This window comes from Arthrobacter sp. MDT2-3 (assembly GCF_059090465.1).
The window spans coordinates 101,496-127,947 of sequence record NZ_JBNHFS010000007.1 but is presented as its reverse complement, the minus strand read 5'-3'; the positions used below and the strand labels follow the sequence as shown (position 1 = coordinate 127,947).

Below are 26,452 nucleotides of genomic sequence, written 5' to 3'. Positions count from 1 at the left end.
CCGCCGTCGGCTGCTGTTTGGAGGTGAACTGTCAGATCTCGTAGTCGAGCGGCACGGGCTGGCTGTAGCCGCCTCCGTGGTAGAGCAGCGGCGAGCCGTCCCCGCCCACCTGGCCGTCAACCACCTGGACCACCACAACCGCATTGTTCTCGAACGAGAGGCGCATCTGCACCTCGCCGATCAACCACCCAGCCACATCCTTGAGCACCGGCACCCCGTGCGGCCCGACATCCCAGTGGTCGCCTTCAAAGCGGTTGCCGGCCCCGGCAAACCGGTCAGCGAGTTGCTGGTTTTCCAGGCCGAGCATGTGGACCCCGAGGTAGGTGGTGTTGGCCACGGCCGGCCATGACCTGGAACTGCGCGCCATGTTGAAGGTGAAACGCGGGGGCTGCGCTGACAGCGACGCGACGGACGTGGCGGTGAATCCAAACGGCTTGTCCTGGTAGTTGACCGTGATGATGGCAACGCCCGCGGCATGGCGCCGGAACATCTCCCTGAACGTCCGCTCGAACGGTACGTCATTTACGGTCACTGGTACTCCTGTGGTGGATGGCTGCGTTCTCCTTCAAGGGTATGGTCCCGTTGGCCAGGCAGGGAATCTCTTGAAGCCCCACGTCCGGCCGTTAAGCCGCTGGAACAACTGTTAAGGTTTGTTGCATGACGAAAACAACCCGCCGGGTACGTCCGCGGTTGCCCTGGGCCCTGCTCGCGGTCCCGGCAGCGTTGGGCGTGCCCGCTGGAATCCTCTGGTGGATCCTGGCGCCCGGCGGCCTCAACCTCATCACCAGGGACCCGGCCCTCGGCGCCGGCACCAACCCCCAGGTGTGGCTGCCAAGGGACCTCACGCTGGCCGGGCTGCTGGTGTTCGCGGGGTGCCTCCTGGCGGTGTTCCTGGCGGACAAAAAGCGCCGGGACCCGCAGGCAGACCTGTTGATGGGGTTGGCCGGCGCCTTATGCGGCGCAGTCCTCGCCTGGCAGGCCGGGTTGCTGTCCGCGCAGCTGTGGGGGCCTGACGTGGACGCCTCGGCCAACGCCAGCATTGCCTTTTCGTTGCGCGCCCTGCCCGTGCTGCTGCTGTGGCCCACTGCCACTGCCGTAGCCGTCTTCGTGCTGGAGCTGATGCACCTCCTGGGCAGGAAGGACGACGGCGGCGCGGACAGTTCGCGGTCCGTTGCAGTTGGGCCCGTAAAATAGTGCGGTGACCATTTCTTCGGAGTTTCCCGCCGCCCCCGCCGCTTCCGCCGTTAGCTTCCGGACCGTTGACCTTCGGGGCCGGAACCTGACCCTCGCTGGACTTCGCGCTGCGGTGCCGCGCGCCCAGGGCCAGACGGTGGCCGACGCGGAGGAAAAGGTCCTCGACATCATCGCGGCCGTCCGGGAACGGGGTTTCGATGCCTTGGGCGAACTGGCCCTGCGCTTCGACGGGGTAGCGCAAAACCACCCGCTCGTCCCGCAGGAGGCCCTCTCGGCGGCGCTTCAAAAGCTGGATCCGGCCGTCCGGCGGGCGCTGGAGGAATCGATCAACAGGGCACGCCGGTTCGCCGACGGCCAGCGTCCGCGCAACGTGGAGGTCCAACTCGGGGACGGCGCGGTGGTCAGCCAGAACTGGGTGCCGGTGGCGCGGGTGGGACTCTACGTCCCCGGCGGCCTGGCCGTGTACCCGTCTTCGGTGATCATGAACGTGGTTCCGGCCCTCGCAGCCGGAGTGGAGTCCATTGCCCTGGCATCCCCTCCGCAGAAGGAGTTTGGCGGGTTGCCGCATCCCACCATCCTGGCGGCCGCTGCACTGCTCGGCATCACTGAGGTGTACGCCATCGGCGGCGCCCAGGCCATCGCCGCATTCGCCTACGGGGTGCAGGCGACGGAGGCCGGTCCGGCTTTGGAACCGGTGGATGTGGTGACCGGGCCGGGCAACATTTTCGTGGCCACGGCCAAACGCCTGGTCAAGGGTGCGGTGGGGATCGATTCCGAGGCGGGCACCACCGAAATCGCCATCCTGGCGGACTCCACGGCCCAACCTGCCCTGGTTGCCGCCGACCTGATCAGCCAGGCCGAGCACGATCCCAAGGCAGCCTCGGTGCTGATCACGGATTCCGAGGACCTCGCGGCTGCCGTACGCACGGAACTGAACCGGCAGGCCGTGGCGACGAAGCACTCCGGCCGGGTCCGCGAAGCACTGTCCGGCCCGCAGTCCGGAGTGGTCCTGGTGGACGACCTGGAACAGGGCATCGCTGCCTGCGACGCGTACGCAGCAGAACACCTGGAAATCATGACCCGGGACGCAGCCGGCGTGGCCGCCAGGATCCGTAATGCCGGCGCCATCTTTGTTGGGGACTACAGCCCCGTCAGCCTGGGGGATTACTGTGCCGGCTCCAACCACGTACTGCCCACCAGCGGCACAGCTGCCTTCTCGTCCGGCTTGAATGTCACCACCTTCCTGCGTGCCATCCAGGTAGTGAACTACAGCCGTGACGCCCTGGCGGAAGTAAGCGGCCACATCGTCAGCCTGGCCGGCGCAGAAGACCTGCCCGCCCACGGCGAGGCGGTGACGGCCCGGTTCCCAGGGGGCCAGGACCTGCCGGGCTCCGCTATCTAGTAGGACGCACCACAACATGTAGTAGTTACAGGCTTGTGATTAGGCTGCGCCGGGACGTAAACTAAGAGGCAGTACCGGGCTGCCTGTGCGTTGGCTCAGCGGTCATCAAGAAGCAAGCCACCAAGCGAAGATTATCCAGCGAAAGAAGGGACGCCATGTATTGTCCGTTCTGCCGCAACCCCGATTCCCGCGTGGTGGACAGCCGCATGGCGGACGACGGCTCGGCAATCCGCCGGCGCCGCCAGTGCCCCGAATGCGGGCGCAGGTTCACCACGGTGGAGACCACCAGTTTGTCCGTCATCAAGCGTTCCGGCGTGGGGGAGCCCTTTAGCCGCAGCAAGGTCATCAACGGCGTCCGCAAGGCCTGCCAGGGACGCCCCGTCAGCGAGGACGACCTTGCGCTGCTCGCCCAGGAAGTCGAGGAGCAGATCCGCTCATCCGGCGCCGCCGAAATCGACGCCCACGAGGTGGGACTCGTTATCCTCGGTCCGCTGCAGAAGCTGGACAAGGTGGCCTACCTCCGCTTTGCGAGCGTCTACCAGGCCTTCGAATCCCTTGAGGATTTCGAATCGGCTATAGCCCTGCTCCGCCAGGAAGCCGAAGAGGACGCAAAGGGTACTCCTGCCAAGGGCGGCAGAAGCTCCGAAAAGAGCGCACTGTAAGCTCCGGTGGTGGCAGTGGAGGGGAAGCCGCAGCCACCACCGGCACCACACCTGGCGCCCGCAAGGGGCCAGGCCGGCTACCTTCCCCCTGAAACGGGCAGCACGGCGCCGGTGATATAGCCCGCCTCCGCCGACATTAGCCACAGTACGGCGGCCGCCACCTCTTCGGGTTCAGCGCCCCTGCCGAGCGGAATGGTCGGGTTGAGCCGCTCAACGCGGTCCGGCATCCCGGCCGCGGCGTGCAGGCCGGTGTTGGTGCTCCCGGGCGCAACTGCGTTCACCCGGATGCCCTGCTTTGCCACTTCAGCCGCCAGGCCCGTGGTGAGCACATCCACCGCCCCCTTGGAAGCCGCGTAGTGCGCCCAGGTTCCGGGGGAACCTGCCTTGGTTGCCGTGGAGGAGATATTGATAATGGAACCGCCTGCGCCGCCCGCCCGATTGTCCAGGCGCCGCACCGCTTCCTGGCAGACGTAGATCAGCCCGGTGACGTTGACATCCATGACCCGCCGGATGTTCTCAGCGGGCACGTCCACGAGGTTCCCGATTAGGTTGCCGGTGATGCCCGCATTGTTTACTACTGCAGTCAGCGGCCCAAGCCGCACGGCGGCGTCGAACAGGGAGCGGACTGCGGTGGGATCGCTGACGTCGGCCTCGGCACCTACTGCCGTGCCGCCGCCGTCCGTAATGTCCTTTACCACCGCCGCGGCGCCGTCAGCATCGGCGGAGTAGTTCACCACCACGGCGTAACCGGTGCGGGCAGCCAAGCGGGCGGTGGCGGCACCGATGCCCCGGCTGGCACCGGTGACCACCATGACGCCGCGGGGGGCCGGGCCCGAAACGACGCTCACCGCTATTTTGCGAGCTTGTGTTTCAAAGCGATTTCGATGGCGGCGCCTACGATGCCGGCCTCGTTCCGCAGGACCGCAGGCACGATCGGCGTGCGGAGCTTGAGCTTCGGGAGGTACTCGTCTGCGCGCTTGGATATGCCCCCGCCCACGATGAACAGTTCGGGGGAGAACAGGAACTCGACATGGGAGAAGTAGCGCTGCAGCAGGACGCTGTATTCGTCCCAGGTGAGACCGTCCCTTTCACGGGCCACGGCGGAGGCCTTGGTTTCCGCGTCGTGGCCGTCGATTTCCAGGTGGCCCAGCTCGGCGTTCGGTACGAGTTTGCCGTCGAAGATAAAGGCCGAGCCGATTCCCGTGCCGAGGGTGATCACCAGAACCGTGCCGGCGACCCCTGCCCCGGCGCCATAGCGGGCCTCCGCGAGGCCGGCGGCGTCGGCGTCGTTGATGACCTCGACCGGACGGCCCAGGCGCGCCGTCAGGAGGCCGTCGATGTCGGTGTTGAGCCAGCTCTTGTCCACGTTCGCGGCGGAGTGGACCACGCCGTGCTGGATGATGCCGGGGAAGGTGACGCCAACAGGCGAGCCGGCAGCAGGCGCCTCAGGGCGTGCCGAGAGCTCGGAAACCACCAGTGCCACGGCCTCGGCAACCGACTCCGGGGTGGCCGGTTGAGGGGTGGGAACGCGGAACCGGTCACCCAACAGTTTGCCCTTCTTCAGGTCGACGATGCCGCCCTTGATTCCCGTGCCTCCGATGTCGATGCCGATCAGCGGGGCGTTCTTGTGCGACTTCTCGTCCTTCTTGGCCAATGGGTTTTCCGTTCGTGGCAGGGGCGGGCAGGGAGGGGCGGCGGGAAGCCGGTCCCGGTAGTTGCGTGGTCAACGGCGGTGGCTGACCGGTTACACGTGTTGGGAAGCTTGGGACTGCTGCGGGTCAGGGGAGGGTCAGGATCTCCGCCCCGGACTCGGTGACCAGCAGCGTGTGCTCAAACTGGGCGGTGCGCTTGCGGTCCCGCGTCACCACGGTCCAGTCATCGGCCCACATGTCCCACTCCACGGTGCCCAGCGTCAGCATCGGTTCAATGGTGAACACCATGCCGGGCTCAATCACTGTGCTGTAGGCGGGGGCGGCGTCGTAGTGGGGGATGATGAGCCCGGTGTGGAAGGCCTCGCCGACACCGTGGCCGGTGAAGTCCCGGACCACCCCGTAGCCGAAGCGTTTGGCGTAGGACTCGATGGCGCGGCCGATCACGTTGATCTCGCGTCCCGGGGCAACGGCCTTGATTGCACGGTTCAGGGATTCCTGGGTCCGTTCCACGAGCAGGCGGGACTCCTCGTCAACATCCCCTACCAGGAAGGTGTAGTTGGTGTCGCCGTGGACGCCGTCGATGTAGGCCGTGATGTCGATGTTGAGGATGTCGCCGTCGTTGACCACGGTAGTGTCCGGGATCCCGTGGCAGATGACCTCGTTCAGTGACGAGCACAAGGACTTTGGGAATCCCCGGTATCCGAGGGTGGAGGGGTATGCGTGGTGGTCAAGGAGGAACTCGTGGCCCACCTTGTCCAGCTGGTCGGTAGTGACACCGGGCTCGATGTGCTGGCCCACTTCAACGATGGCTTGCGCGGCGATTTTTGCGGCCACGCGGATCTTCTCGACGGTTTCCGCGGATTTGACCTCGGAACCGGTGAACTTCGCGGGTGCCGGCCTGCCCACATACTCGGGGCGGGGGATGGACGCCGGGACGGGACGCTGCGGGCTGACGGTTCCCGGGGTAAGGGTGCCGATGGGTGCAGTCGAGGCAAGGGAAGGCATAGATTGATCATATAAGGCACCACAGAACGCCTAACAACCGGGAACCGCGTCTGTCCCGCGTAAGGGTTTAAGTTACGCGCGTCACGCAGGTTCCTGCCTGCCGGAACGGGGAACAACGATGACTGAGTACTGGTACAACATCAAAACCCACGAGGTGGAGGAGGACCGGCTCTCGGACTGGAGCCAGCTGATCGGCCCCTACAAGACGAGGGCAGAAGCGGAGCACGCCCTGGAGAAGGTCCGCGCCCGCAATGAAGCCTGGGAAAAGGGCGACGACGACTGACGGGCACGCAGGGCAGGCCGGCCTGGCGCCGGCCTGCTTCCGGGGAACCTGCGCCTAGAAAGTGTGCTCAGGCCCTGGGAACTGGCCGGACCTGACATCCTCACCGTACGCCGCAGCCGCATCCAGGAGAGTGGTCCGCAGATCCGCGTACTGCTTGACGAACTTGGCCATCCTGCCGCCCCGGAGTCCGGCCATGTCCTGCCAGACCAGCACCTGGCCGGTGGTCTCCTTGCCGGCGCCGATGCCAACGGTGGGAACGGTGACGGCCTTATCCACTGCCGCCGCCGTCTCCGCGGGGACCATCTCCATCAGCACGCTGAAGGCGCCGGCATCCGCCAACGCCACGGCGTCGTCAATCAGGCGTTGAGCGTCGCTGCCGCGGCCCTGGACACGGTAACCGCCCAGCGCGTGCTCACTCTGCGGCGTAAAGCCGATGTGGGCCATCACCGGAATCCCTGCCTGCACCATGGCCCGGACCGTCGGCGCATAGTACTTGCCGCCTTCGATTTTGACGGCATGCGCCAGGCCTTCCTTCAGGAACCGCACGCCCGCGGCGACGGCCTGCTCGGGGGAAACCTCGTAGCTGCCGAACGGCAGGTCGGCCACAACGAGGGCCCGCTTGGCGGAACGTGCCACTGCGCGGCACAGGGGGAGCAGTTCATCCACGGTTACCGGCAGGCTGGTTTCATTGCCGAAGACATTGTTGGACGCTGAGTCACCCACGAGGAGCACCTCGATGCCCGCAGCGTCGAAGATTTCTGCCGTGTACTGCTCGTAGGCAGTCAGCATCGCGAACCTGGTTCCGTCGTTCTTGGCCTGCTGAAGATGGTGGACGCGCACCTTGGCTGGCTTCCGCTCTGAGGGCGGCGGCGCGCCCTGGCCGGGCCCGCTGCCGTAGGGGGCGGGGACGTCGGCGGACGTGCTTGAGTCAGGACTGTTGCTTGAGGCCATGGCATGAGCGTAATGCGGCACCGGCGGTCCTAGCTACAGGCGGTGTCTCCAGCATGGGTGATTCGCGTCATAAGGGAGGCGTCGGCCGCGGCCCGGGCAGGGGCTGCTGTTGGCGGGATTTCGCTGGCCGCCGTGTTAACGCTGTGTTACGCGGCCTGCAGGCTCCAGCATCGGCGTCAATTGCTTAGTACAGTGTTTGTGAACTGCTGCCGGCATTCTGCGGACCGGGGCATGGACGTTGACCGGAGAAGAGGCCATCATGGACCGCCAGCAAGAGTTTGTCCTGCGCACAATCGAAGAGCGCGACGTACGTTTCGTGCGCCTGTGGTTCACCGACGTCGTGGGTTCACTCAAGTCCGTGGCGCTGGCGCCGGCGGAAGTGGAGGGTGCATTCGAAGAGGGCCTCGGTTTCGACGGTTCAGCTATTGAAGGGCTGGCGCGTGTGTTCGAGTCCGACATGCTCGCGCAGCCGGACCCGTCCACCTTCCAGATCCTCCCGTGGCGCGGCGAAACCGAGCAGACGTCCCGCATGTTCTGTGACATCCTGACGCCTGACGGTGAGCCTTCCACCGCAGACCCGCGCAACGTCCTCAAGCGCACGCTCGCCAAGGCCGCGGACATGGGGTTCACCTGCTACACCCACCCTGAGATCGAGTTCTACCTCCTCAAGTCCCAGGAGCCAGGCCCGGACGGCGCACCGGTGCCGGTTGACGAGGGTGGCTACTTTGACCACGTCCCGGGCGGAGTGGCCCAGGATTTCCGCCGCACGGCGGTGACGATGCTGGAATCCGTAGGCATTTCGGTGGAGTTCAGCCACCATGAAGCGGGCCCGGGGCAGAACGAGATCGATTTGCGCTACGCGGATGCCCTCCAGACGGCGGACAACATCATGACGTTCCGGACAATCATCAAGGAAGTGGCGCTCCAGCAGGGGACCTACGCCACCTTTATGCCCAAGCCCTTCACCGCGCACCCCGGCTCCGGCATGCACACCCACTTTTCCCTGTTCGAGGGGGACACCAACGCTTTCTATGAGGCCGGCGCCGAATTCCAGCTGTCCAAGACAGCGCGCCAGTTCATTGCCGGCATCCTCAAGCACGCCCCCGAGTTCACTGCGGTGACAAACCAGTTTGTGAACTCCTACAAGCGGCTGTGGGGCGGCGGGGAGGCCCCGAGCTACCTGAGCTGGGGACATAACAACCGCTCGGCCCTGGTCCGCGTCCCGCTGTACAAGCCGGGCAAGGGCCAGTCGGCGCGGATCGAGTACCGCGGCATCGATTCCGCAGCAAACCCCTACCTTGCCTACGCCGTCCTGCTGGGCGCCGGGCTGAAGGGCATCGAGGAAGGCTACGACCTGCCGGCTGCCGCCGAGGACGATGTCTGGTCACTGAGTTCGGCGGAGCGCCGCGCGATGGGGCACGATCCCCTTCCGGCCAGCCTGCATGAGGCCATCCGCTCGATGGAGGACTCTGAACTGATGCCGCAGATCCTGGGCGAGCAGGTTTACGAACACTTCCTGCGGAACAAGCGTGCCGAGTGGCAGGACTACCGGCTCCAGGTGACGCCGTACGAGCTGCAGCGCAACCTGGGAATTCTCTAGGCACCGGTTGTGAGCCTCGCACGGCGCCTGATTTCGGCCGGCTTCAGTGACCTGGAGAAGGGCGAGCGGTTTCTGGCTGCCCGCGAGCTTGAAGGACTGGACGAAGAGCGGCTCTTTGCGGGGCTGCAGATGGCAGCCAGTCCGGACACAGCCCTTCAGTCCCTGGTGCGGCTGATCGAAAAGCATCCCGCCCTTCGGGAGTTGGCGGGCGCCGACCCCGAAACGAGTGAACCGCTGTACCGGGTGCTGGGGGCTTCGGAGGCGCTGGGGGAGTTCCTCATCCGCCACCCCGAACACCTTGACGCCTTTAATGTGCGTCCCAGCCCCGAGCCCCTGCAGGCGGATGCTTCGGCGCTGCGCGCTGTCCTCCTCCAATCGGTGGGCGCCGATCCGCGGGCAGCCCGACCCGTCGCCGGCGTCACCGGAACGGAGGCGTACGCCGCCCTGCGGACGGCCTACCGCCGGGGGGTGGTGGATCTTGCCGTCAAGGACCTGTGCGCGGCGGATCCACTGGATTTCCTGCCCCTGGCCGGCGGGGAGCTCGCAGACCTCGCCGGGGCAGCCATCGAGGCGGCCCTGGCTGTTTCGCGCGCCGAGGCAGCGGGCCAGTTCAGCGCCTCGGACGTGGCCGACGTCGGCCTTGCCGTCATCGGGATGGGCAAGTGCGGAGCGCGGGAGCTTAACTACATTTCCGACGTCGACGTCATTTACGTGGTCGAGACGGGCGGCCTGGAGGAGGCGCAGGGCAGTACGATTGGCACTGCCCTGGCCAGCGGGATATCCCGTGCGATTTCATCAGTCGCCAGGGAACCCGGGCTGTGGGAAGTGGATGCCAACCTCCGGCCGGAAGGGAAATCCGGTCCGCTGGTGCGCACCCTTGCCTCCCACGAGACCTACTACGCTCGGTGGGCGGAGAGCTGGGAGTTCCAGGCCCTGCTGAAAGCGCGCACCATCGCCGGTGATGTTGCCCTTGGCCGGCAGTACGAGGACGCCATCGCGCCGCTGATCTGGAGTTCGGCCAGCCGGGACGGGTTTGTTGAATCGGTGCAGGCCATGCGGCGCCGGGTTACGGAACACATCCCGCAGGCAGAGGAACAGCGCCAGATCAAGCTGGGCCGCGGAGGACTCCGCGACGTTGAGTTTACGGTGCAGCTGCTCCAGCTGGTCCACGGCAAATCCGACGAAACTCTGCGCCGGCGGGATACGACCTCCGCGATCGCCGCCCTGTCAGCAGGCGGCTACATCGGACGGGCTGACGCCGCGGCGTTCGACAATGCGTACCGGTACCTGCGCCTGCTGGAGCACCGCATCCAGCTCTTCCAGCTCCGCAGGACGCACCTGATGCCGGTCGGCGAGCCGGCCCTCCGGGCGCTGGCCAAAGCGGTTCTGGGGCCGTTTTCCAACGAGCGTCCGCATCCGGACGCTCTGCTGACCGCCTGGCAGAAAACAAAGCGCTCGGTGCGTGAGCTGCATGAGCGAATCTTCTACCGGCCCCTGCTCAACACCGCAGCTAAACTCAGCAGCGAGGACGCCAGGCTGACGCCCGAAGCCGCCCAGGGCCGTCTCGCTGCCCTCGGCTACCAGGACCCGAAGGGCGCCATGCGCCACATCGAAGCCCTCACCGCCGGGGTGAGCCGCAGGGCGGCCCTGCAACGGCAACTGCTGCCCATCCTGCTTGACTGGCTGGCCGAAGGCGTGGATCCCGACGCGGGCCTCCTCGCCTTCCGCCGGGTAAGCGAAGCCCTGGGTACCACCCACTGGTACCTGGGAATGCTCCGGGACTCCAACGCTGCCGCCGAGCGACTGTGCCACATGCTGTCAAATTCGCGCCTGATCGCCGACCTGCTGGAAGTGTCCCCTGAATCGGTGGCGTGGCTCGGCCAGGATAAGGACCTCGTCCCGGTGACGTTCGAGGCGCAGTGGCAGGAGATAACCTCCAAGATGTCCCGCCATGCTGATCCGGAAAGTGCCATGCGGCTGATCCGGCTGATCAGGCGGCGCGAGACGCTGAGGATCGCCATTGCGGACTCCTCCGGACTGCTGGACCAGGACCGTGTGGGGGCCGCCCTGGCAGACACCGACAGGGCCGCGGTGCTGGGCGCACTCCGCGTGGCCGAAGGAATCGTCTCCGCCAAGGGGCCACTGAAAACCGCTGTCCTGGTGGTGGCCATGGGCCGTCAGGGCGGCCGCGAAATCGGCTACGGGTCCGACGCCGATGTGATGTACGTCCACAGGGCACTGCCTGGGTTTTCGCAGGAGGAGGCACAGGAGCAGGCATCGCGGATAGTGGCGAAGGTTTCCAGCCTCCTGACCCAGCCGCTGAAGCCGGCCATTATGGCCGAACGGGTGCTGCAGGTTGACGCTGACCTGCGGCCGGAAGGCAAGAGCGGCGCGATGGTCCGCTCCCTGGACTCCTTCGCCGAGTACTATCGGCGCTGGTCGCTCATCTGGGAGGCGCAGGCGTTGCTGCGTGCACGGCCGATGGCGGGCGATGACGCCCTGGCCGCGGACTTCCTCGACCTCATCGATCCCATCAGGTATCCGGAATCCATATCGGAGCAGGATGTCCGCGAAATTCGGCGCGTCAAGGCAAGGGTTGAATCAGAACGCCTGCCCCGCGGGGCTGATCCAGCCAGGCACCTCAAGCTGGGCCGGGGCGGGCTCAGTGACGTCGAGTGGCTGGTCCAGCTTTTGCAGCTTCAGTATGCGGGCAAACTCGAGGAGCTGCGGACCACGTCCACCATCGGGGCGCTCGAAGCCGCAACCCGGGCCGGGCTGCTGGACAGGGACGACGCGGACTTGCTGGCGGCTGCCTGGCGTCTTGCCAGCCGGATCAGGTCTGCAAACGTCATCTGGAGCGGCAAGGCCTCGGACCTGCTGCCGTCCTCACGGCGTGACCTGGAAGCCGTGGCGCGGTGGTGCGGTTACGAACCCGGCCAGGCGGCGGTTTTGGAAGAGGATTACCTGCGCGTCAGCCGCCGGGCCAGGGCAGTCTTTGAGCGGGTTTTCTACGGCCACTGACCGGGCTGCTGCGCCTTGTTCGTCGGGAGTGGCTGACACTTGTCCGGGGCCGGTGCTAATTTGAGCCCATGGCTACCCAAATCTTTTTCAACCTGCCCGTCAAAGACCTGAATCGTTCCGTGGAGTTCTTCGCTGCCCTCGGCTTCTCCTTCAACCCGGACTATACGGATGAGAATGCCACGTGCATGATCATCAACGAGAATGCATATGTCATGCTTCTGGTGGATACCTTCTTCAAGACGTTCACGTCCAAGGACGTTGCTAACAGCAAGGACTCCGCGGAAGCGATCATCGCCTACTCCGTGGACAGCCGGGAAGCAGTAGATGGGGCCGTCAAGACCGCGCTGGCTTCCGGCGGGTCTCCGTCCGAAGACCCCCAGGACTACGGATTTATGTACAGCCACAGCTTCCAGGACCCGGACGGCCACCTCTGGGAAGTGATGTGGATGGATCCCGCCGGTCCGCCGGCCGATTCCGTGGCGGCTGATTCCATGGCCGCTGACGGGTCCGCCGGCCCGCAGCCCTGAGCGGCATGGACCACACGGTCTGGCTGATTTCGCTTCAGGACCTCGACGACGACGCACGTGCCATCCAGCTGGGCGCAGTGGCGGAGCTGGAACTCGGGCCGGGCCAGGAGCAGTTCGTCGGTGATCCGCTGCGGATGGTCCTGGCGGGGCTCGCTGAGGACTCCCGGCGTCCCTATGTGATTGAATTCCTCGGGCGGGCCGTCGGCGTGCTCACTTTGCAGGCCGGCGCAGCCCGGCTGGCGGGCTGGCCACATGACGATTCAGCCTGGCTGCTGCGGGGATTCCTGATCGACCGGCGGGAACAGGGCAAAGGCTTTGGTCCGCTGGGTGCTGCCGCCGCCGTGGCGGCCGCGGAAAAACTCAGCATCAGGCGCGGGTCCGGTGAGACCGGCGTCGTCCTTTCCGTCAACGAAGCGAATCCCGCGGGACTATCCGCCTACCGCCGCGCCGGCTTTGAGGACCGGGGGCAGTATACGGGGGGCTCTGCGGGACCCCAGCGGATCATGTTCCGCGGTTTTGACCGGCCCGCCGCACCGTAACGGGGCACGCCGGCGTTGCGCTCGGTCCCGTATTGCCCGAGTATGAGGATTGACGGTGTTCTTCAAACCTTGTTGGGGGGAAGGCTTGCAAAGTCTTCGTCTCGGGGAGCACTCGTCAGGGGATCCGGTTCCCGGTCTCAGCACGTCTGGAGCCGGATCCCCACCTTATACGCGTACTTTTGGGAAGCCATGAAGCGGATCAGGATTGCCCTGCCGGCCTTTGTCCTAATGCTCGCCGCGTGTTCAGCGCCGGTGCCCGCGCAAAACGGTCCGGCGGCGGGGCCGGCGGGCACAAGCGCGGCTTCACCCTCAACTACGGCAGAACGGGCAGCAATGCCCGCAGGACTGTACGGGCTCACTACAGCGTCGGGTGCCCGGATAACTTTCACGTTGCCGACACCTGCGGCAGACCCTGCCCTCGCGGCGATCGAGGCCTACAGAGTCAAGGTCGGAGCAGCGCCAATCTCCTACCTGGTAGCGGACGTGGACAACCGCGAGGGTACGGAACCAGTCAATATGTACATGGTGAGCGCCTTCAATAAAGAAGGACGTCAGTTCACGTTCTCCACTGTTGCCGATGCCATCCAGGGCTGGGCACCCACCTACAGCTACGACTTCAAGTGGTCTATGGGTGGCGAAGCCCTGGACGAGGCGGTAGGTGCCGGGTTGAAGCGCGAGGCCGATGACTTGTACAACGCGGACATAAGTAATGTGGACACAGCGGAGCGCACCACTGTCATCCTCGCGTCTTTAGACGCCGAACTCCCGACGGAGTTCGCCAGGGTCGCCGTACAGCTGTTAGGCGCGGCCGACGAAGAAGAAGCACGCCCGGCCCGTTGACGCCGCCCAAGCCGGGCAGGCAGCCGCAGCCCTGGCAGATCCGGACAGCAGGAAGGCCGGCCTCAGGGATTGAGGCCGGCCTTGCTGTAGAGAGATTTCCGCGGCGTGCTGGCGGATCATGCCCGCTTCAGCCGTGTGGTCCGGCTAGACGCCGTAGTAGAGCTCGAACTCGTAGGGGTTCGGGCGCAGCGACAGCGGACGGATCTCGTTCTCGTACTTGTACTCAATCCAGGTGTCGATCAGGTCCTGGGTGAACACGCCGCCGGCCTGCAGGAACTCGTTGTCCTCGCGAAGGGCCTCCAGGGCTTCCTCGAGTGTGCCCGGAGCCTTGGGGATGTCCTTGGCTTCCTCGGCGGGGAGCTCGTAGAGGTCCTTGTCGATCGGTGCCGGCGGCTCGATGCGGTTGCGGATGCCGTCGATCCCGGCCATCAGCTGGGCAGCGAATGCCAGGTACGGGTTGGAGGAGGGGTCCGGCGCGCGGAACTCGATGCGCTTGGCCTTGGGGTTGGTGCCCGTGATGGGGATACGGATACCGGCGGAGCGGTTGCCCTGCGAGTAAACCATGTTGACGGGAGCTTCGAAGCCCTTGACCAGGCGGCGGTAGGAGTTCACCGTCGGGTTGGTGAACGCCAGGACGGCGGAGGCGTGCTTGAGCAGGCCGCCGATGTACCAGCGTGCGGTGTCGGACAGGCCGGCGTAGCCCTTCTCGTCGTAGAACAGCGGCTCGCCGCCGTTCCACAGCGACTGGTGGCAGTGCATGCCGGAGCCGTTGTCGCCGAAGACCGGCTTGGGCATAAACGTCACGGACTTGCCCCAGGCGTCTGCGGTGTTCTTGATGACGTACTTGAACTTCTGCAGGTCATCGGCAGCGTGGGTCAGCGTGGTGAACTTGTAGTTGATCTCAGCCTGGCCGGCGGAGCCAACTTCGTGGTGGCTGCGCTCGACCTCGAGGCCGGCTTCGTCCAGGGCGACGCACATGGCGTCGCGCAGGTCAGCCTGCTTGTCCGTGGGGGAGACCGGGAAGTAGCCGCCCTTGACGGGGGTCTTGTAACCGAGGTTTCCGCCCTCTTCCTCGCGGCCGGTGTTCCAGTGGGCTTCCTCGGAATCGATCTTGTAGAAGCTGCCCTGCGGGGAGGACTGGTACTGGACGTTGTCGAACACGAAGAACTCTGCTTCGGGAGCGAAGAAAGCGGTGTCAGCGATGCCGGTGGAGGCCAGGTAGGCTTCGGCCTTCTCAGCCACGCCGCGGGGGTCACGGTGGTACGGATCGCCGGTGCGGGGGTTGACGATGGAGAAGTTCAGCGCGAGGGTCTTTTCCATGCGGAACGTGTCCAGGAACGCGGTGGTGACGTCCGGGATCAGCTGCATATCGGATTCGGCGATGCCCTGGAAACCGCGGATGGAGGATCCGTCGAAGAGCTGGCCGTTGATGAAGAAGTCGGCGTCAACGCTCTTGGCCGGGACATTGAAGTGCTGCTGGACACCCGGAAGGTCGGTGAAACGGATATCGACGAATTTAATGTCTTCGTCTTTGATGAACTTGAGGACCTCGTCCGCAGTCTTGAACATCTATGCTCCTAACGCATATGTAACTATCTGGCGTGAAAGCCATCTGATCCAGCGCAATCCAAAGCAGGGAAACGCCGCAGTGTTTCCCTGCTGAAAGTACCGCTGCAAATGTCTGCCGGTGGATTTGCTTGAAACTGCTAACAGCCTATGGACGCGGCATTTCCCGCCCGTGTCCGCATTGTTTCGGGCAGGTTACAGAATGCCCTGATATGGAAAGGCTATCCGCCGTCCACACTGTGGTCTAACCGCTTCCACAGTGTGGGCGAAGGAACCCGGTAAACTTGGACGGTGGTAGATCGCAAAGACATTGGCTCCTGGCTCACCGGCCCTGACACCTCGGGCATCTCCAAGTATCCGGGTGAGCGGCTTGGGTTGCCGGAGTCCGGATCCGGTTCCATTGCCCGGGCAGGGCGCAGGATCATCGCGATCATGATCGACTGGGGCATTGCGTTGCTCATCAGCAACTTCGCCTTTGGGGGCGACGCATGGGCCACCCTGGCGATTTTCGCCGTCGAACAAATCCTCCTGGTGGGCACGCTTGGCTACAGCATCGGGCACCGCGCCGCCGGCATCCACGTGGTGAAAGCCGGCGGCGGAGCGCCGGGGCCGCTGGCCGCGGTGGTGAGGTCGGTGCTGCTTTGCCTTGTGGTTCCCGCCGTCATCTTTGATCCGGACCACCGCGGCCTCCACGACAAGGCGATGGACACGCTGCTCCTGCGCCGGTAGGTGCCCCGGGGTTCAGACGCGGCTGGCTTCCTTCGCTGCCGGAACCTCGGCTGCGGCAGCCGCGAGGTACCCCCGCTTGCCGGCCCAGCGCTCAAACCAGAGGGTGGCAAACGGGAAGACGGCGGAAAGGCCTGCGAAGAGGGCCACCACGAACGGCCAGCGCTGCAGCCGCCAGAGTGCCAGCGCGGCGATCCCGTAGCCCACAAACAATGCGCCGTGGACGGGCCCGGCCACCTGCACGCCAATTTCCGTGGTGCCGGCGATCCACTTGAAGTACATGCCCACAAGAAGCGCCGCCCAGCTGAACGCTTCGGCGATCGCGAGGATCCGAAAGGCGCGGAGCACGGCATTCCTCACGGGAGACTCCACCTGGTCCTGTTTCGCCTGGTCCTGTTTGGCCTTGTCCTGTTCCACTTCGTCCTGTCCTGTAGTCGGTTGCGCCGTTGGCCGGCCATAAAAAAGCCCCGGTCCCGGCTCATGGCCGGACACCGGGGCGTGCGCTCTAGCGTCCGCGGTTGGGGCGGGCTTTGTAGGGGTCGATGCCCTTGGGGATGGGGAGACGGTTGCCCAGTGAAGCGATGCGCTTGGACACGGCATTCACCTCAAGCTTGGTCAGTTCCTTCTTCAGCTTGCCCATCTTCTTCGCTACCTGGCTGATGGGAACCTGGCCCTCGCCGCGGCCGCTCTCGATGACATGCACAGTGACATTGGGAAGGATCCGCGCCAGGCGCTTGCGTTCCGCGTCCAGCAGGGGCTTTACACGGTGCGTGGGGCCCTCGCTGACCAGCACGACGCCGGGACGGCCGATGGCGCGGAACACGGCGTCCTGCGTGCGCGGGTTGACGGCGACGGGCTGTTCCTCGGTGATCCAGCCGCGCCGAAGCGTTCCCAGAGCGGCGCCTGAGGCGCCAGGCTGGTTTTCGATCTGGGCGAAAGCCGCACGTTCCGCGCGCCGCGAGAGGATCAGCGTGGCTCCCAGCAGGCCCAGCGGGATACCGATGATCAGGCCCGTGATCCAGTTTTCAAGCCAGAAGCCCACCAGGAAGCTGACAGCCACAACGCCGAGGAAAACCAGCAGCATAAGCCACGGAACCATGGGGTCGTGGCGGCGGGTCATGGTGAAGACCTCGCCGATCTGCTTGAGCCGGCTGGGCTTCTTGACCTTTGCTTCTTTCGGCTTGCGGGAGAAGAGGCCACGCTTGACTGCGCTGGAGCCAGACGGAGTGGAGTTGCTGGAATCAGGGGATTTCGCCATAGTGACTTAATTCTACGTGACCAAAGCCCAAGGGCCGGCACCGAAGACTTCCGGTGCCGGCCCTTGGGGATGAAGAGTTTCCGGGGTCAGGAGTGGGCTGCGAGGAGGGAGCTGGCTTCCTGGCGGGTGGTGCCGGAGGACTCGATGTGGGCCAGTTCTGCCGGGATCTCCCAGCCCTTCTTGCGCATCGCGGTGGCCCAGAGCCTGCCGGCGCGGTAGGAGGAACGGACCAGCGGGCCACTCATGACGCCGAGGAAGCCGATCTCGGTGGCCTCGTCCTGGAGGTCCACGAATTCCTGCGGCTTGACCCACCGGTCCACCGGCAGGTGCCGCTCGGACGGGCGCAGGTACTGGGTGATGGTGATCAGGTCACAGCCTGCCTCGTGCAGGTCCCGCAGCGCTTCGGAGATCTCCTCGCGGGTCTCGCCCATCCCCAGGATCAGGTTGGACTTGGTCACCATGCCCAGGTTCCGGCCCTGCGTGATCACATCCAGGGACCGCTCGTAGCGGAACGCCGGCCGGATCCGCTTGAAAATCCTGGGCACGGTCTCGACGTTGTGCGCGAACACCTCGGGCTTGGAGTCGCAGATCGCTTTGATGTGTTCAGGTTTGCCGGAAAAGTCGGGGATCAGCAGCTCCACCCCGGTGCCCGGGTTCAGTTCGTGGATCTTGCGGACCGTCTCGGCGTACAGCCACACGCCCTCGTCCTCGAGGTCGTCGCGGGCCACGCCGGTGACGGTGGCGTAGCGCAGCTGCATCGCCTGCACGGACCTGGCCACCTTGGTCGGTTCGAACCGGTCCACCGGGGAGGGTTTGCCGGTATCGATCTGGCAGAAATCACACCGCCGGGTGCACTCGGACCCGCCGATCAGGAACGTGGCTTCCTTGTCCTCCCAGCACTCAAAGATGTTGGGGCAGCCGGCCTCCTCACACACCGTGTGCAGGCCTTCCTTCTTCACCAGGTTCTTGAGCTGGACGAACTCCGGGCCCATCTGGACCTTGGCCTTGATCCAGTCCGGCTTCCGCTCCACCGGGACAGCAGAGTTGCGCTGTTCAACGCGCAAAAGCTTCCGGCCTTCAGGTGCCAATGTCACAGTAGAGCTCCTTCGGGGGTAGCGATCAGGGCGTCTTCATTCTTGCGCAGTTCTTCGGTGATTCTGGAAACGAGGTCAGCCGGGGAGACGTCATAACCGGTTTCCTGGGCGATGGTTGTTACACCGGCATCGGTTATTCCACAGGCAATGATCTGCGTGTACGGGGCAAGATCGTTGTTGCAGTTGATGGCGAACCCGTGCATGGTGACGCCCTCATGGACGCGGATGCCGATGGCGGCAATCTTCCTGTCCGGGCCCTTCGCGTCTGCTGCGATCCAGACCCCTGCCCGGCCCTTGATCCGCACGGCCTGGATGCCGTAGTCCGCAAGGACATTGATGATGACCGACTCGAGGCGTTCGACGTAGTCGCGAATCCCCGCCCGGTTCTTCAGCTTGATAATGGGATACCCCACCAGTTGGCCAGGGCCATGCCACGTGAGCTTGCCGCCGCGGTCCACCGGGACCACCGGCGTGCCGTCGAAGGGCCGTTCGTGATCCTCCGTCCGTTTACCGGCCGTATAGACCGGGGCGTGTTCGAGGAGGAGTACCGTGCTCGGGGCCTTTCCGGCGACGACGTTGTCGTGGAGTTCGCTCTGGATGGCCCAACCGCGAGTGTAGTCGACAAAGTCCGGAGCAAGACCCAGCTGTGAAAACTCAAGAGTCATGGCATCCAGCTTAGACCTTGGGCGCCCACGCACCCGGTTTAGTGCTTAAGCTCACCGTGCACCCCCGGGCCTCGGCGGCAGCGGGCCTGGCGCCCCTGTGGATAACTTCTGCGCGCCGCGCCGGATTCGACTAGACATAGGTCATGGAAGATTTGCAGGGGATAACGGCTTCCGGTTATGCCGTAGGGCGGTTGCTTGGCCGCGGCGGCAGTTCCTCTGTCTGGCTGGTCCGGGAGGAACGGAGCGGCCGGGAGTTCGCCCTGAAGTACTTCCGTCCGCCCGCCCGCAGGTCGTCCCGAGGAACCGCGATGACCGAAGAAGGTATCCGGCGCGAGATCCGCATCCTGTCCATCCTCGATCATCCCCACCTCATCAAGGCCCACCACACTGTGGCGTTGGCCGGCGTGGAAGGCCCCGCCGCACTGGTCATGGACTACGTGCCAGGTGGCTCCCTCGCCGGCCTGATCGCTGCCAGGGGAAAACTCAGCGTGGGGGAAACAGTGACGGTGCTGACGCCCATCGCCCAGGCCCTGGCGTATTTGCATGGCAAAGGGTTCACCCATGCCGACGTCTCGCCGGGCAACGTCCTGTTCACCGCCCAGGGCAAACCGATGCTGTCCGACGTCGGCATCGCCCGGATGCTGGGGGATCCTGGCTCTGCAGCCGGTGCAGGCACACCCGGATTTCTGGATCCGGCGCCGGTGGACGCAGTTCGGGCAGGCCTTCAGCCCGAACGTGACGTCTATTCGGTGGCGGCGCTCGGCTGGTTCTGCCTCACCGGCCTGCCTCCGCAGCGGACGGCGGACCGGCCACCCTTGTCCCTCCTGCTTCCGGAGGTCCCCCGGGAACTCGCCGCCGCCCTGGAGTCCGGGCTGAACGAGGACCGGCGGCTCCGGCCCACTGCTGCCTCCCTCGCCACAGCCGTCTACCGGAGCGCATCACCGCTGCCGCTGGACCTGGCGCCTGCAGTCCACCCCACAGTCCTGCCGGAACTGGTAACACGCCTGCAGGCACCAACTCCACACAGGCTCGGTGAGCGGGTCCGCCGGCTGCGGCGCCGGCTGACGACGTCGGCATGGTCAGGCCCGTTCGTTGCCCCGGGAAAGCTGCCCTTCAGCGAGTCGAAGGCAGTCATGCCTCCGGCCCACCCTGGGAATCAGCGGAAAGGACGGCACGCCTCCCCGCCGGGTGGCCAGCCGATACGGCGGACCGCTCTTGCCGGAGCCACCGCTGCGGCGGTTGCTGCAGCCTGGTGGCTGTCCGGTGTTGGGGTCACCTCCGCCGGGCCTGATTCCCCGGCGGAGACGGCTGCCGGGGCAAACGCAACCAGGGTCCCCGAACTCCTACCTGCGGAAATACGCCAGCACGCCGGTCCCGTCGAGGCAGCCAGGCAGCAGGCGGCATCATCGGATCCCGCCGTGGCGGTCCACGGCCTCGCGGTGCTGAGGTCGCTGGCCCTCAGCACCGGACAGCTGGAACTCCTCGATGAGGTGAACCAGCATGGCTCGGCTGCGGCGGCAGCAGATAGTGAAATCAGCGGGCGGCTGCGCCAATCCGGCCGCATCCTGTCCGGATTCTCCACCACCCTGTCGCAGGTGCAGGCGGAGGAGGGCCGAAACGAAGCCGGCGCCGTGGTTGAGGTCACCTCAGCCGCGTCCGCCTACGAGGAAAAGGATGCCCAGGGCGTTGTGACTGCAAGGGGAGAGGCCGGTGCCGGGCAACGGCTTCGCCTGGTACTGGTCCTTGTCGACGGCAGATGGCGGGTCAGCGACATCCTTCCCGGAACTTGATGCCGGCGCCGAAGCGCAGGCAGGCAGGCGCCTACTCCTTGCCGGCTGCCCACTGCGCGGCCTGGGCAAGGGTTGGATGCTGCCAGGTGAAACCGGCAGAGGACAGCAGGGCGGGTTCCATGCGCTGGCTGGCGAGGAGTAGTTCGTCGGCCAGGTCACGCATCACCAGGCGCAGCACCGGGGCGGGTACCCGCAGCGCGGCAGGGCGGTGCAGGGCCTTGGCAAGCGCAGCCACCAGGGCGTTCACGTCTGCATCCTCGGGGGCGGCAAGGTTCACCGGTCCGGACAGCGGGGACTCCAGCAGGAAGAGGAAAGCTGCCGAAACATCGGGCAGGGTTATCCACGGCCAGTATTGGCGGCCGTTGCCGAGCGGCCCGCCAACCCCCAGCCGGATCAGGGGGAGAAGCCTGCCCAGTGCACCGCCGGAACGGCTGAGGACCACCGCCGTCCGCGGCACCACCACCCGCACACCCGGGGGAGCGGTGGCGGCTGCCGCTTCCCACTCGCCACAGATGCGGGCGAGGGTGCCGGCTCCCTGCGGCGCGTTTTCCCGAAGCACCGTGTTGCCGGCGTCGCCGTAGTACCCGGAGCCGGACTGGCTGATGAAGACAGGGGGCGGGGAATCGAGTTGGCGCATGGCCTGGGTGAGCGTCCGCGTGGAGTCCACCCGGGAGCTGAAAAGTTCGTCAATGCGCCGGCGGGTCCACGGCCTGTCCCCGATGCCGGCGCCCGAGAGATTGACGACGGCGTCGGCTCCGGCCAGTGCCATTGGGTCAAGTTCTCCGGCGGCCGGGTTCCACCGGACTTCCGTTGCCGATGCCGGCTCGCGCCGGACCAGGGACACGAGGTCGTGGCCTGCATCGCGGAAGGTGGCCGACATGTGGCTACCGATCAGACCGGAGGCGCCGGCGATAACTATGCGCATGGGGTCCATCACACCACGGCGGACGCAGCGGAAGCACCTCCAACAGGGGTAACCGGGGGTTGACTATGATCAAACGATGACCTCTTCGAGCTACTTCCGTTACCCGCACCTGCACGGCGATCTGGTCACTTTTGTGGCCGAGGATGACGTGTGGATTGCGCCCCTGGGTGGAGGGCGCGCCTGGCGTGTCTCCTCGCTCCAGCTGCCCGCCCGCAATCCCCGTTTCACCCCGGACGGACAGAGGCTGGTATGGACAGTGGTGCAGGGAACAGCACCGGAGGTGGTGTCCGCGGCAGTGGACGGCGGCGACTACCGGCAGCTCACCTACTTCGGCCACAGCACCACCCGGGTAAAGGGCTTTACTGCCAAAGGATCCGTCGTTGTCACCAGCGCCTTCCGCCAGGCCGAAAGCCGCCACACGCACGCCTACAGTGTCCCGCTTGAGGGCGGTTGGGCCGAGGAACTGCCCTTCGGGCCGGTGGAGTCGGTCGCCTTTGGCCCCGAAGTGGGCGATGAGCGCCCGGTGGTGGTGGGCAGCGTGCTGTCACGTGAACCCGCGTGGTGGAAGCGCTACCGCGGAGGCACCGCCGGAAAGCTGTGGCTGGACAACGACGGCAACGGTGAATTCGAACGCCTGCTGCCAGACCTTGACGGCAACCTCGCTGATCCCATGTGGGTGGACGGCCGCATCGCATTCCTGTCCGACCACGAGGGTTACGGCAACCTGTACTCGGTCCTTCCGAATGGAAAGGACCTGCGCAGGCACACGGACCACGAGGATTTCTACGTCCGGCATGCCGCCTCCGACGGAAAGCGCATCATCTTCGAGTCCGCGGGTGAGCTCTGGGTTCTTGCTGATCCTCGTTCCGACCCCGTGCGGCTGGACATCACGCTGGGTTCTGCTTCCCAGTCGCGGCGCCCGGCGCTGCTGAACACCAGCAAACATCTTGCCGCGGCAGTCCCGGATGGCGCCGGGGCGGCCAGCGCGGTCGAAGCGCACGGCACCATCCACTGGCTGCGGCACAAGGACGGGCCTTCCCGCATCATCGAAGCAACACCGGGCGTCCGTGCCCGCCTTCCCAGGCCTCTCGGCGACGGGCGGCTGGCTTACGTGGCGGACCACGACGGCGTCGAAGCGCTGTACATCAAGGACGTTGCCGCGCCGGTGCCCGGCAGAACAACGGAGGGGAGCGCCCAGGGGACATCCACCCCCGCCGCAGACCCAAGCAGCGTTACTGCTTCGGAGCACGGAAAGGACGAAGCCGCCGTAGCTTTGCCGCAGCCTGTTCCGGCCGCCGGGGCTGCGGTCCTGGCAGGCGCCGGTCCGGCTCCCACGGTCAGGGATGACCAGCAGGCAGACGTTGCCCCCGAGGACGCCCCCTCAGCTGCCGGGGCTTCTGCTCCCGCAGCAGCAACCCGCATCGCTTTCCCCCGCCCCACCCGCACCAGCTCCCTCGAAGCCAGCCCGGACGGCGGGTGGCTCGCACTGGGTACGTCCTTCGGCGAGGTGTACGCGGCCAATACGCGGACCGGGGAACTGACACTGGTGGCCAGCATCGGCGAAGGCACAGTGTCAGACCTGGCCTGGTCCGCGGACTCCCAATGGCTGGTCTGGTCCGAACCCGTGACCTCCTTCGGTTCCCGCAGCCGGCTCCGGCTGGCCAGGGTAACGGATCCCGGCTCCGGCCTGGTGGACGTTACCGACGGCCGCTTCTGCGACACCTCACCGGCCTTCACCCCGGACGGAAAGTTCCTGGCGTTCCTCTCCAACCGCAGCTTCGATCCCGTCTACGACGGGCACTCCTTTGACCTTTCCTTCCCCAGCCCCATCAAGCCGTACCTTGTAGCGCTGGCCGCTGACACGCCGTCACCGTTCGGCCCGTCCGTGGATGCGGATGCGGGGGAGGGCCGGGCAGGCGATTCAGCCGGGGAACCGAATCAGGAAGCTACGGCAGGAGTGCCGGAGGTCAGGGTGGACCCGGAAGGACTCGCCCACCGCGTCATCGGCGTCCCGGTACCCCAGGGCAACTACACGTCCCTGAAGGCAGCCGACGGCGCACTGCTGTGGCTCGACTGGGCCCTCGCCGGAGTCACCGGTGACGGCAAGGCAAGCCAGGACGACAAGGATGCCCGCCCCAGCCTTGCCCGCTTCGATCTCGCCCGCCGGAAACAGTCCACGCTGGTGGAGTCGCTGGACAGCTTCCGGCTCTCCGGCGACCGCACCAAAGTGGTGCTGATTTCCGACAAGCAGGTCAGCGTTGTACCGGCGGACAAGAAGGCTGACGAGGAATCAGGCGAGCTGGTCAAGGTGGACCTTGGCCGGATCCGGGTGATGATGGACCCGCTCAGCGTGTGGGGCCAGGCCTTCGACGAGGCATGGCGCCTGCAGCGTGACTTCTTCTGGACTGAAGACATGGCAGGGCAGGACTGGGAGTCCATCCACAAGCGCTACCGTCCCCTCGTTGACCGGCTGGGTTCCCACGACGACCTGGTGGACCTGCTGTGGGAACTGCACGGTGAACTCGGCACCTCCCACGCCTACGTCCGGCCCGCACCCGTCACGGAGAACGGAAGCCATGGCCAGGGCCGCCTCGGGGCCGACCTTGCCCTGACAGCGGCTGGCTGGGAAATCACCCACATCCTGGCCGGCGAGTCATCCGACCCCCTCGCAACGTCGCCCCTGACCCGGCCGGGCGTCGGTGCCAAGGCCGGAGATATCCTGCTGGCCATCGATGGCGTCCCGTTGTCCGCGACCGTGGCCCCGGCGATGCAGCTGGTGGGGGCGGCCGGCCGGCCGGTGGAGCTGACACTCCTCAACGGTACAGCGCACGGCGACAGCGCCGGCAGCCAGCGGCGGGTCGCCGTGGTACCCGTCAAGGACGAGGAGCGCCTGCGGTACCAGGAATGGGTTGCCTCGAACCGGCGAACCGTCCGGGAGGCCTCGGGAGGCACCTTCGGCTACCTTCATATCCCGGACATGATGGCGAACGGCTGGGCCCAGCTCCACCGCGACCTCGACACCGAAACGGCGCTGGACGGCCTCATCGTGGACGTGCGGCGCAACCGCGGCGGGCACACCTCCCAGCTTGTGGCTGAACTGATCGGCCGCAAAGTCACCGGCTGGAGCATGCCGCGGGCGGAGAAGCCACGGACCTACCCGCACCACGCACCACGTGGGCCGGTCATCATCCTTGCTGATGAGTTTGCCGGGTCCGACGGCGACATCATCACCCAGGTGTCAAAGCTGCGGGGCATCGGTCCCGTGATCGGAACGCGCACCTGGGGCGGCGTGGTGGGCATCGACAACAGGTTTGCCCTGGCAGACGGCACGGGTGTCACCCAGCCGCGGTACGCCACCTGGTTCGGCGGCGGTGTGGGCTGGAGCGTCGAGAACTACGGCGTGGACCCGGACATTGAGGTCACCTACCCGCCGCACGCCTACGCAGCCGGACGCGATCCGCAGCTGGAATACGGCATCGGGGCGCTCAAGGAGATGGTGCAGGAGCTTCCAACCGACCGTCCGCCGGCTCGCGAAGGCTACCGCCGCCTGCGCCCTGCGCCGCTCCCGCCGCGCGGCCAGCGCAAGTAGCCCCACAAGCACGGAAAAGCCCTGCCTGGCCGGAAACGGCCTGGCAGGGCTTTTTTTGGCGCGCCCCGAAGCGGATCAGGCTTCGAGCGTGGCGTCCAGGGTGATGTCGATGCTTGCAAGGGCACCGGAAACGGGGCAGCCGACCTTGGCCTCGGCAGCGATCTTCTGGAACTCGTCTTCCGAAATTCCCGGGATACGGGCGGACATGGTCAGGTGGCTGCCGGTGATGCCGGTGCCCGGCACGAACGTGACGTCGGCTTTAGTGTTGACTTCCTCCGGCGCGTGGCCGGCCTGGGCCAGGGCGTGGCTGAAGGCCATGGAGAAGCAGGCCGAGTGGGCTGCCGCGATGAGTTCTTCCGGGCTGGTCTTGCCGCCGGAAGCCTCGGTGCGGGCCTTCCACGTGACGTCGTACGTACCCAGGCCGGAGCTGTCCAGCGTGGTGTTTCCGGAACCTGACATCAGGTCGCCGTTCCATACTGTGTGCGCGGTGCGTGTTGCTGCCATAACCACTCCTCAAGTCGATTCGAACCGGGGCAGGCTGGTGCCTGGACCCGCCGTTTCCCATCCTAGGGATTCGGCACTCCAGGTGCACGGGTTGTCCGCTGTCAGAGGATTGTGACAGTGGCGTTAAAACGCCGACGGCGACGCCCCCGCAGAAAGGGAGCGTCGCCGTCGTAGGTGCAGATAAGAGCGGTTACTGCCAGATGGTGGCGATGGCGATGTTGAGCAGCGCCAGTCCACCCACGCCGTGCGCGAGGCCGGGGCTGACGGCCTCGCCCTTCTTGTACTTTCGGCGTCCGATGAAGGCCAGGACGCCGACAACCACGGCGATGACGAACTTGATGCCCAGCTTTGCGTAGTTGGCGTCCATGTCCAGGGCCGGAATGAGGCCCATCAGGATGACTCCGGTGAGCAATTGCGTCATGGCGCCGTCGAACTGGCGGGGGTGGACCGTGGGCTTTTTCATCTGCCCGATCCAGATTCCGACGATCATGGCCGCGCCGACGATGTGCAGGAAAACCACAATGTTATAGACGATGTTCATGGGACCAGTGTAGCCAGAGGTTCTACAGCTTGTAGTAGTTTCGGGATCATCCGGTGGCCCGTCCCCTCCATGGTTCTAAACGCATGGGTTGTTAAACGCCGACGGCGGTGCAGGCCTC

The 26,452-nt window shown here is 65.9% G+C and carries 25 protein-coding genes; 12 read left to right on the top strand and 13 right to left on the bottom strand.

The features are described from left to right. Positions 1–31: 31 nt before the first annotated feature. Positions 32–532, bottom strand: coding sequence for a flavin reductase family protein (locus AC5RUQ_RS18515; RefSeq protein WP_163163064.1), 501 nt, complete (start codon positions 530–532; stop codon positions 32–34). A 125-nt stretch (positions 533–657) separates the two neighbouring features. Between AC5RUQ_RS18515 and AC5RUQ_RS18510 the strand changes: the two genes are divergently transcribed. The 3 genes from AC5RUQ_RS18510 to nrdR all read left to right on the top strand — a co-directional run bounded on the left by AC5RUQ_RS18510 (position 658) and on the right by nrdR (position 3,258). After that, on the top strand, positions 658–1,194 hold the full coding sequence (locus tag AC5RUQ_RS18510; protein WP_493948771.1) for a hypothetical protein: 537 nt from the start codon (positions 658–660) through the stop codon (positions 1,192–1,194). A gap of 4 nt (positions 1,195–1,198) precedes the next feature. After that, positions 1,199–2,596: a histidinol dehydrogenase gene (gene hisD, locus AC5RUQ_RS18505; RefSeq protein WP_493948770.1), complete on the top strand. Its 1,398-nt coding sequence runs from the start codon at positions 1,199–1,201 to the stop codon at positions 2,594–2,596. Between the two features lie 155 nt (positions 2,597–2,751). Further along, positions 2,752–3,258 carry a transcriptional regulator NrdR gene (gene nrdR, locus AC5RUQ_RS18500; protein ID WP_493948769.1) on the top strand — a complete coding sequence of 169 codons (507 nt, stop codon included), beginning with the start codon at positions 2,752–2,754 and terminating at the stop codon, positions 3,256–3,258. A 77-nt stretch (positions 3,259–3,335) separates the two neighbouring features. Here nrdR and AC5RUQ_RS18495 read toward each other — a convergent pair whose 3' ends face one another. From AC5RUQ_RS18495 to map, 3 genes are all read right to left on the bottom strand, one after another. Next, a complete protein-coding gene (locus AC5RUQ_RS18495; RefSeq protein ID WP_493948768.1) occupies positions 3,336–4,106 on the bottom strand; it encodes an SDR family oxidoreductase in 771 nt (256 codons plus the stop codon). 2 nt (positions 4,107–4,108) lie between these two features. Continuing rightward, complete coding sequence (gene ppgK / locus AC5RUQ_RS18490) at positions 4,109–4,912, bottom strand: polyphosphate--glucose phosphotransferase (RefSeq protein WP_493948767.1); 804 nt, start codon at positions 4,910–4,912, stop codon at positions 4,109–4,111. 124 nt (positions 4,913–5,036) lie between these two features. Beyond that, the gene (gene map / locus AC5RUQ_RS18485; RefSeq protein WP_493948766.1) at positions 5,037–5,915 is read right to left on the bottom strand and encodes a type I methionyl aminopeptidase; all 879 of its coding nucleotides are present in this window, start codon (positions 5,913–5,915) and stop codon (positions 5,037–5,039) included. A gap of 118 nt (positions 5,916–6,033) precedes the next feature. Between map and AC5RUQ_RS18480 the strand changes: the two genes are divergently transcribed. Further along, positions 6,034–6,198 (top strand): SPOR domain-containing protein, encoded by a 165-nt coding sequence (locus AC5RUQ_RS18480; protein ID WP_493948765.1) that lies wholly within the window; start codon positions 6,034–6,036, stop codon positions 6,196–6,198. A 54-nt stretch (positions 6,199–6,252) separates the two neighbouring features. On the opposite strand, the gene panB is transcribed toward AC5RUQ_RS18480, so the two are convergent. Continuing rightward, positions 6,253–7,149, bottom strand: a complete 897-nt coding sequence (gene panB / locus AC5RUQ_RS18475; protein ID WP_493948764.1) for a 3-methyl-2-oxobutanoate hydroxymethyltransferase — start codon at positions 7,147–7,149, stop codon at positions 6,253–6,255. A gap of 259 nt (positions 7,150–7,408) precedes the next feature. Between panB and glnA (AC5RUQ_RS18470) the strand changes: the two genes are divergently transcribed. From glnA (AC5RUQ_RS18470) to AC5RUQ_RS18450, 5 genes are all read left to right on the top strand, one after another. After that, positions 7,409–8,749: a type I glutamate--ammonia ligase gene (gene glnA / locus AC5RUQ_RS18470; RefSeq protein WP_163163079.1), complete on the top strand. Its 1,341-nt coding sequence runs from the start codon at positions 7,409–7,411 to the stop codon at positions 8,747–8,749. Between the two features lie 9 nt (positions 8,750–8,758). Further along, complete coding sequence (locus tag AC5RUQ_RS18465; protein WP_493948763.1) at positions 8,759–11,770, top strand: bifunctional [glutamine synthetase] adenylyltransferase/[glutamine synthetase]-adenylyl-L-tyrosine phosphorylase; 3,012 nt, start codon at positions 8,759–8,761, stop codon at positions 11,768–11,770. A 68-nt stretch (positions 11,771–11,838) separates the two neighbouring features. Next, positions 11,839–12,297, top strand: coding sequence for a VOC family protein (locus tag AC5RUQ_RS18460; RefSeq protein ID WP_493948762.1), 459 nt, complete (start codon positions 11,839–11,841; stop codon positions 12,295–12,297). 5 nt (positions 12,298–12,302) lie between these two features. Then, the gene (locus AC5RUQ_RS18455; RefSeq protein ID WP_493948761.1) at positions 12,303–12,836 is read left to right on the top strand and encodes a GNAT family N-acetyltransferase; all 534 of its coding nucleotides are present in this window, start codon (positions 12,303–12,305) and stop codon (positions 12,834–12,836) included. Between the two features lie 189 nt (positions 12,837–13,025). Next, the gene (locus AC5RUQ_RS18450; protein ID WP_493948760.1) at positions 13,026–13,676 is read left to right on the top strand and encodes a hypothetical protein; all 651 of its coding nucleotides are present in this window, start codon (positions 13,026–13,028) and stop codon (positions 13,674–13,676) included. A gap of 144 nt (positions 13,677–13,820) precedes the next feature. On the opposite strand, the gene glnA (AC5RUQ_RS18445) is transcribed toward AC5RUQ_RS18450, so the two are convergent. Beyond that, the gene (glnA, locus tag AC5RUQ_RS18445; protein ID WP_139028876.1) at positions 13,821–15,245 is read right to left on the bottom strand and encodes a type I glutamate--ammonia ligase; all 1,425 of its coding nucleotides are present in this window, start codon (positions 15,243–15,245) and stop codon (positions 13,821–13,823) included. Positions 15,246–15,533: 288 nt separating this feature from the next. Here glnA (AC5RUQ_RS18445) and AC5RUQ_RS18440 point away from each other — a divergent pair, with 288 nt between their 5' ends. Further along, positions 15,534–15,971 (top strand): RDD family protein, encoded by a 438-nt coding sequence (locus tag AC5RUQ_RS18440; protein WP_256247460.1) that lies wholly within the window; start codon positions 15,534–15,536, stop codon positions 15,969–15,971. 12 nt (positions 15,972–15,983) lie between these two features. Here AC5RUQ_RS18440 and AC5RUQ_RS18435 read toward each other — a convergent pair whose 3' ends face one another. From AC5RUQ_RS18435 to lipB, 4 genes are all read right to left on the bottom strand, one after another. After that, positions 15,984–16,385 carry a DUF3817 domain-containing protein gene (locus AC5RUQ_RS18435; RefSeq protein ID WP_493948759.1) on the bottom strand — a complete coding sequence of 134 codons (402 nt, stop codon included), beginning with the start codon at positions 16,383–16,385 and terminating at the stop codon, positions 15,984–15,986. Between the two features lie 88 nt (positions 16,386–16,473). Then, on the bottom strand, positions 16,474–17,226 hold the full coding sequence (locus AC5RUQ_RS18430; RefSeq protein WP_458778853.1) for a DUF4191 domain-containing protein: 753 nt from the start codon (positions 17,224–17,226) through the stop codon (positions 16,474–16,476). Positions 17,227–17,312: 86 nt separating this feature from the next. After that, the gene (gene lipA, locus AC5RUQ_RS18425; protein WP_493948758.1) at positions 17,313–18,320 is read right to left on the bottom strand and encodes a lipoyl synthase; all 1,008 of its coding nucleotides are present in this window, start codon (positions 18,318–18,320) and stop codon (positions 17,313–17,315) included. Continuing rightward, positions 18,317–18,985 (bottom strand): lipoyl(octanoyl) transferase LipB, encoded by a 669-nt coding sequence (gene lipB, locus AC5RUQ_RS18420; RefSeq protein ID WP_493948757.1) that lies wholly within the window; start codon positions 18,983–18,985, stop codon positions 18,317–18,319. Before lipB ends, lipA begins: the two co-directional genes overlap by 4 nt. A 143-nt stretch (positions 18,986–19,128) precedes the next feature. On the opposite strand from lipB, the gene AC5RUQ_RS18415 reads away from it, so the two are divergent. Further along, positions 19,129–20,775, top strand: coding sequence for a serine/threonine-protein kinase (locus AC5RUQ_RS18415; RefSeq protein ID WP_493948756.1), 1,647 nt, complete (start codon positions 19,129–19,131; stop codon positions 20,773–20,775). 31 nt (positions 20,776–20,806) lie between these two features. On the opposite strand, the gene AC5RUQ_RS18410 is transcribed toward AC5RUQ_RS18415, so the two are convergent. After that, positions 20,807–21,700, bottom strand: coding sequence for a TIGR01777 family oxidoreductase (locus AC5RUQ_RS18410; RefSeq protein ID WP_493948755.1), 894 nt, complete (start codon positions 21,698–21,700; stop codon positions 20,807–20,809). A 76-nt stretch (positions 21,701–21,776) separates the two neighbouring features. Between AC5RUQ_RS18410 and AC5RUQ_RS18405 the strand changes: the two genes are divergently transcribed. Then, positions 21,777–25,289: a S41 family peptidase gene (locus AC5RUQ_RS18405; RefSeq protein ID WP_493948754.1), complete on the top strand. Its 3,513-nt coding sequence runs from the start codon at positions 21,777–21,779 to the stop codon at positions 25,287–25,289. A 75-nt stretch (positions 25,290–25,364) separates the two neighbouring features. Here the strand turns inward: AC5RUQ_RS18405 and AC5RUQ_RS18400 are convergent, their stop codons facing one another. Both AC5RUQ_RS18400 and AC5RUQ_RS18395 read right to left on the bottom strand, forming a co-directional pair. Then, entirely contained in the window at positions 25,365–25,793 is a 429-nt protein-coding gene (locus tag AC5RUQ_RS18400; RefSeq protein WP_493948753.1) for an OsmC family protein, read from the bottom strand. A 190-nt stretch (positions 25,794–25,983) separates the two neighbouring features. After that, positions 25,984–26,334: a hypothetical protein gene (locus AC5RUQ_RS18395; protein ID WP_493948752.1), complete on the bottom strand. Its 351-nt coding sequence runs from the start codon at positions 26,332–26,334 to the stop codon at positions 25,984–25,986. Positions 26,335–26,452 lie beyond the last annotated feature (118 nt).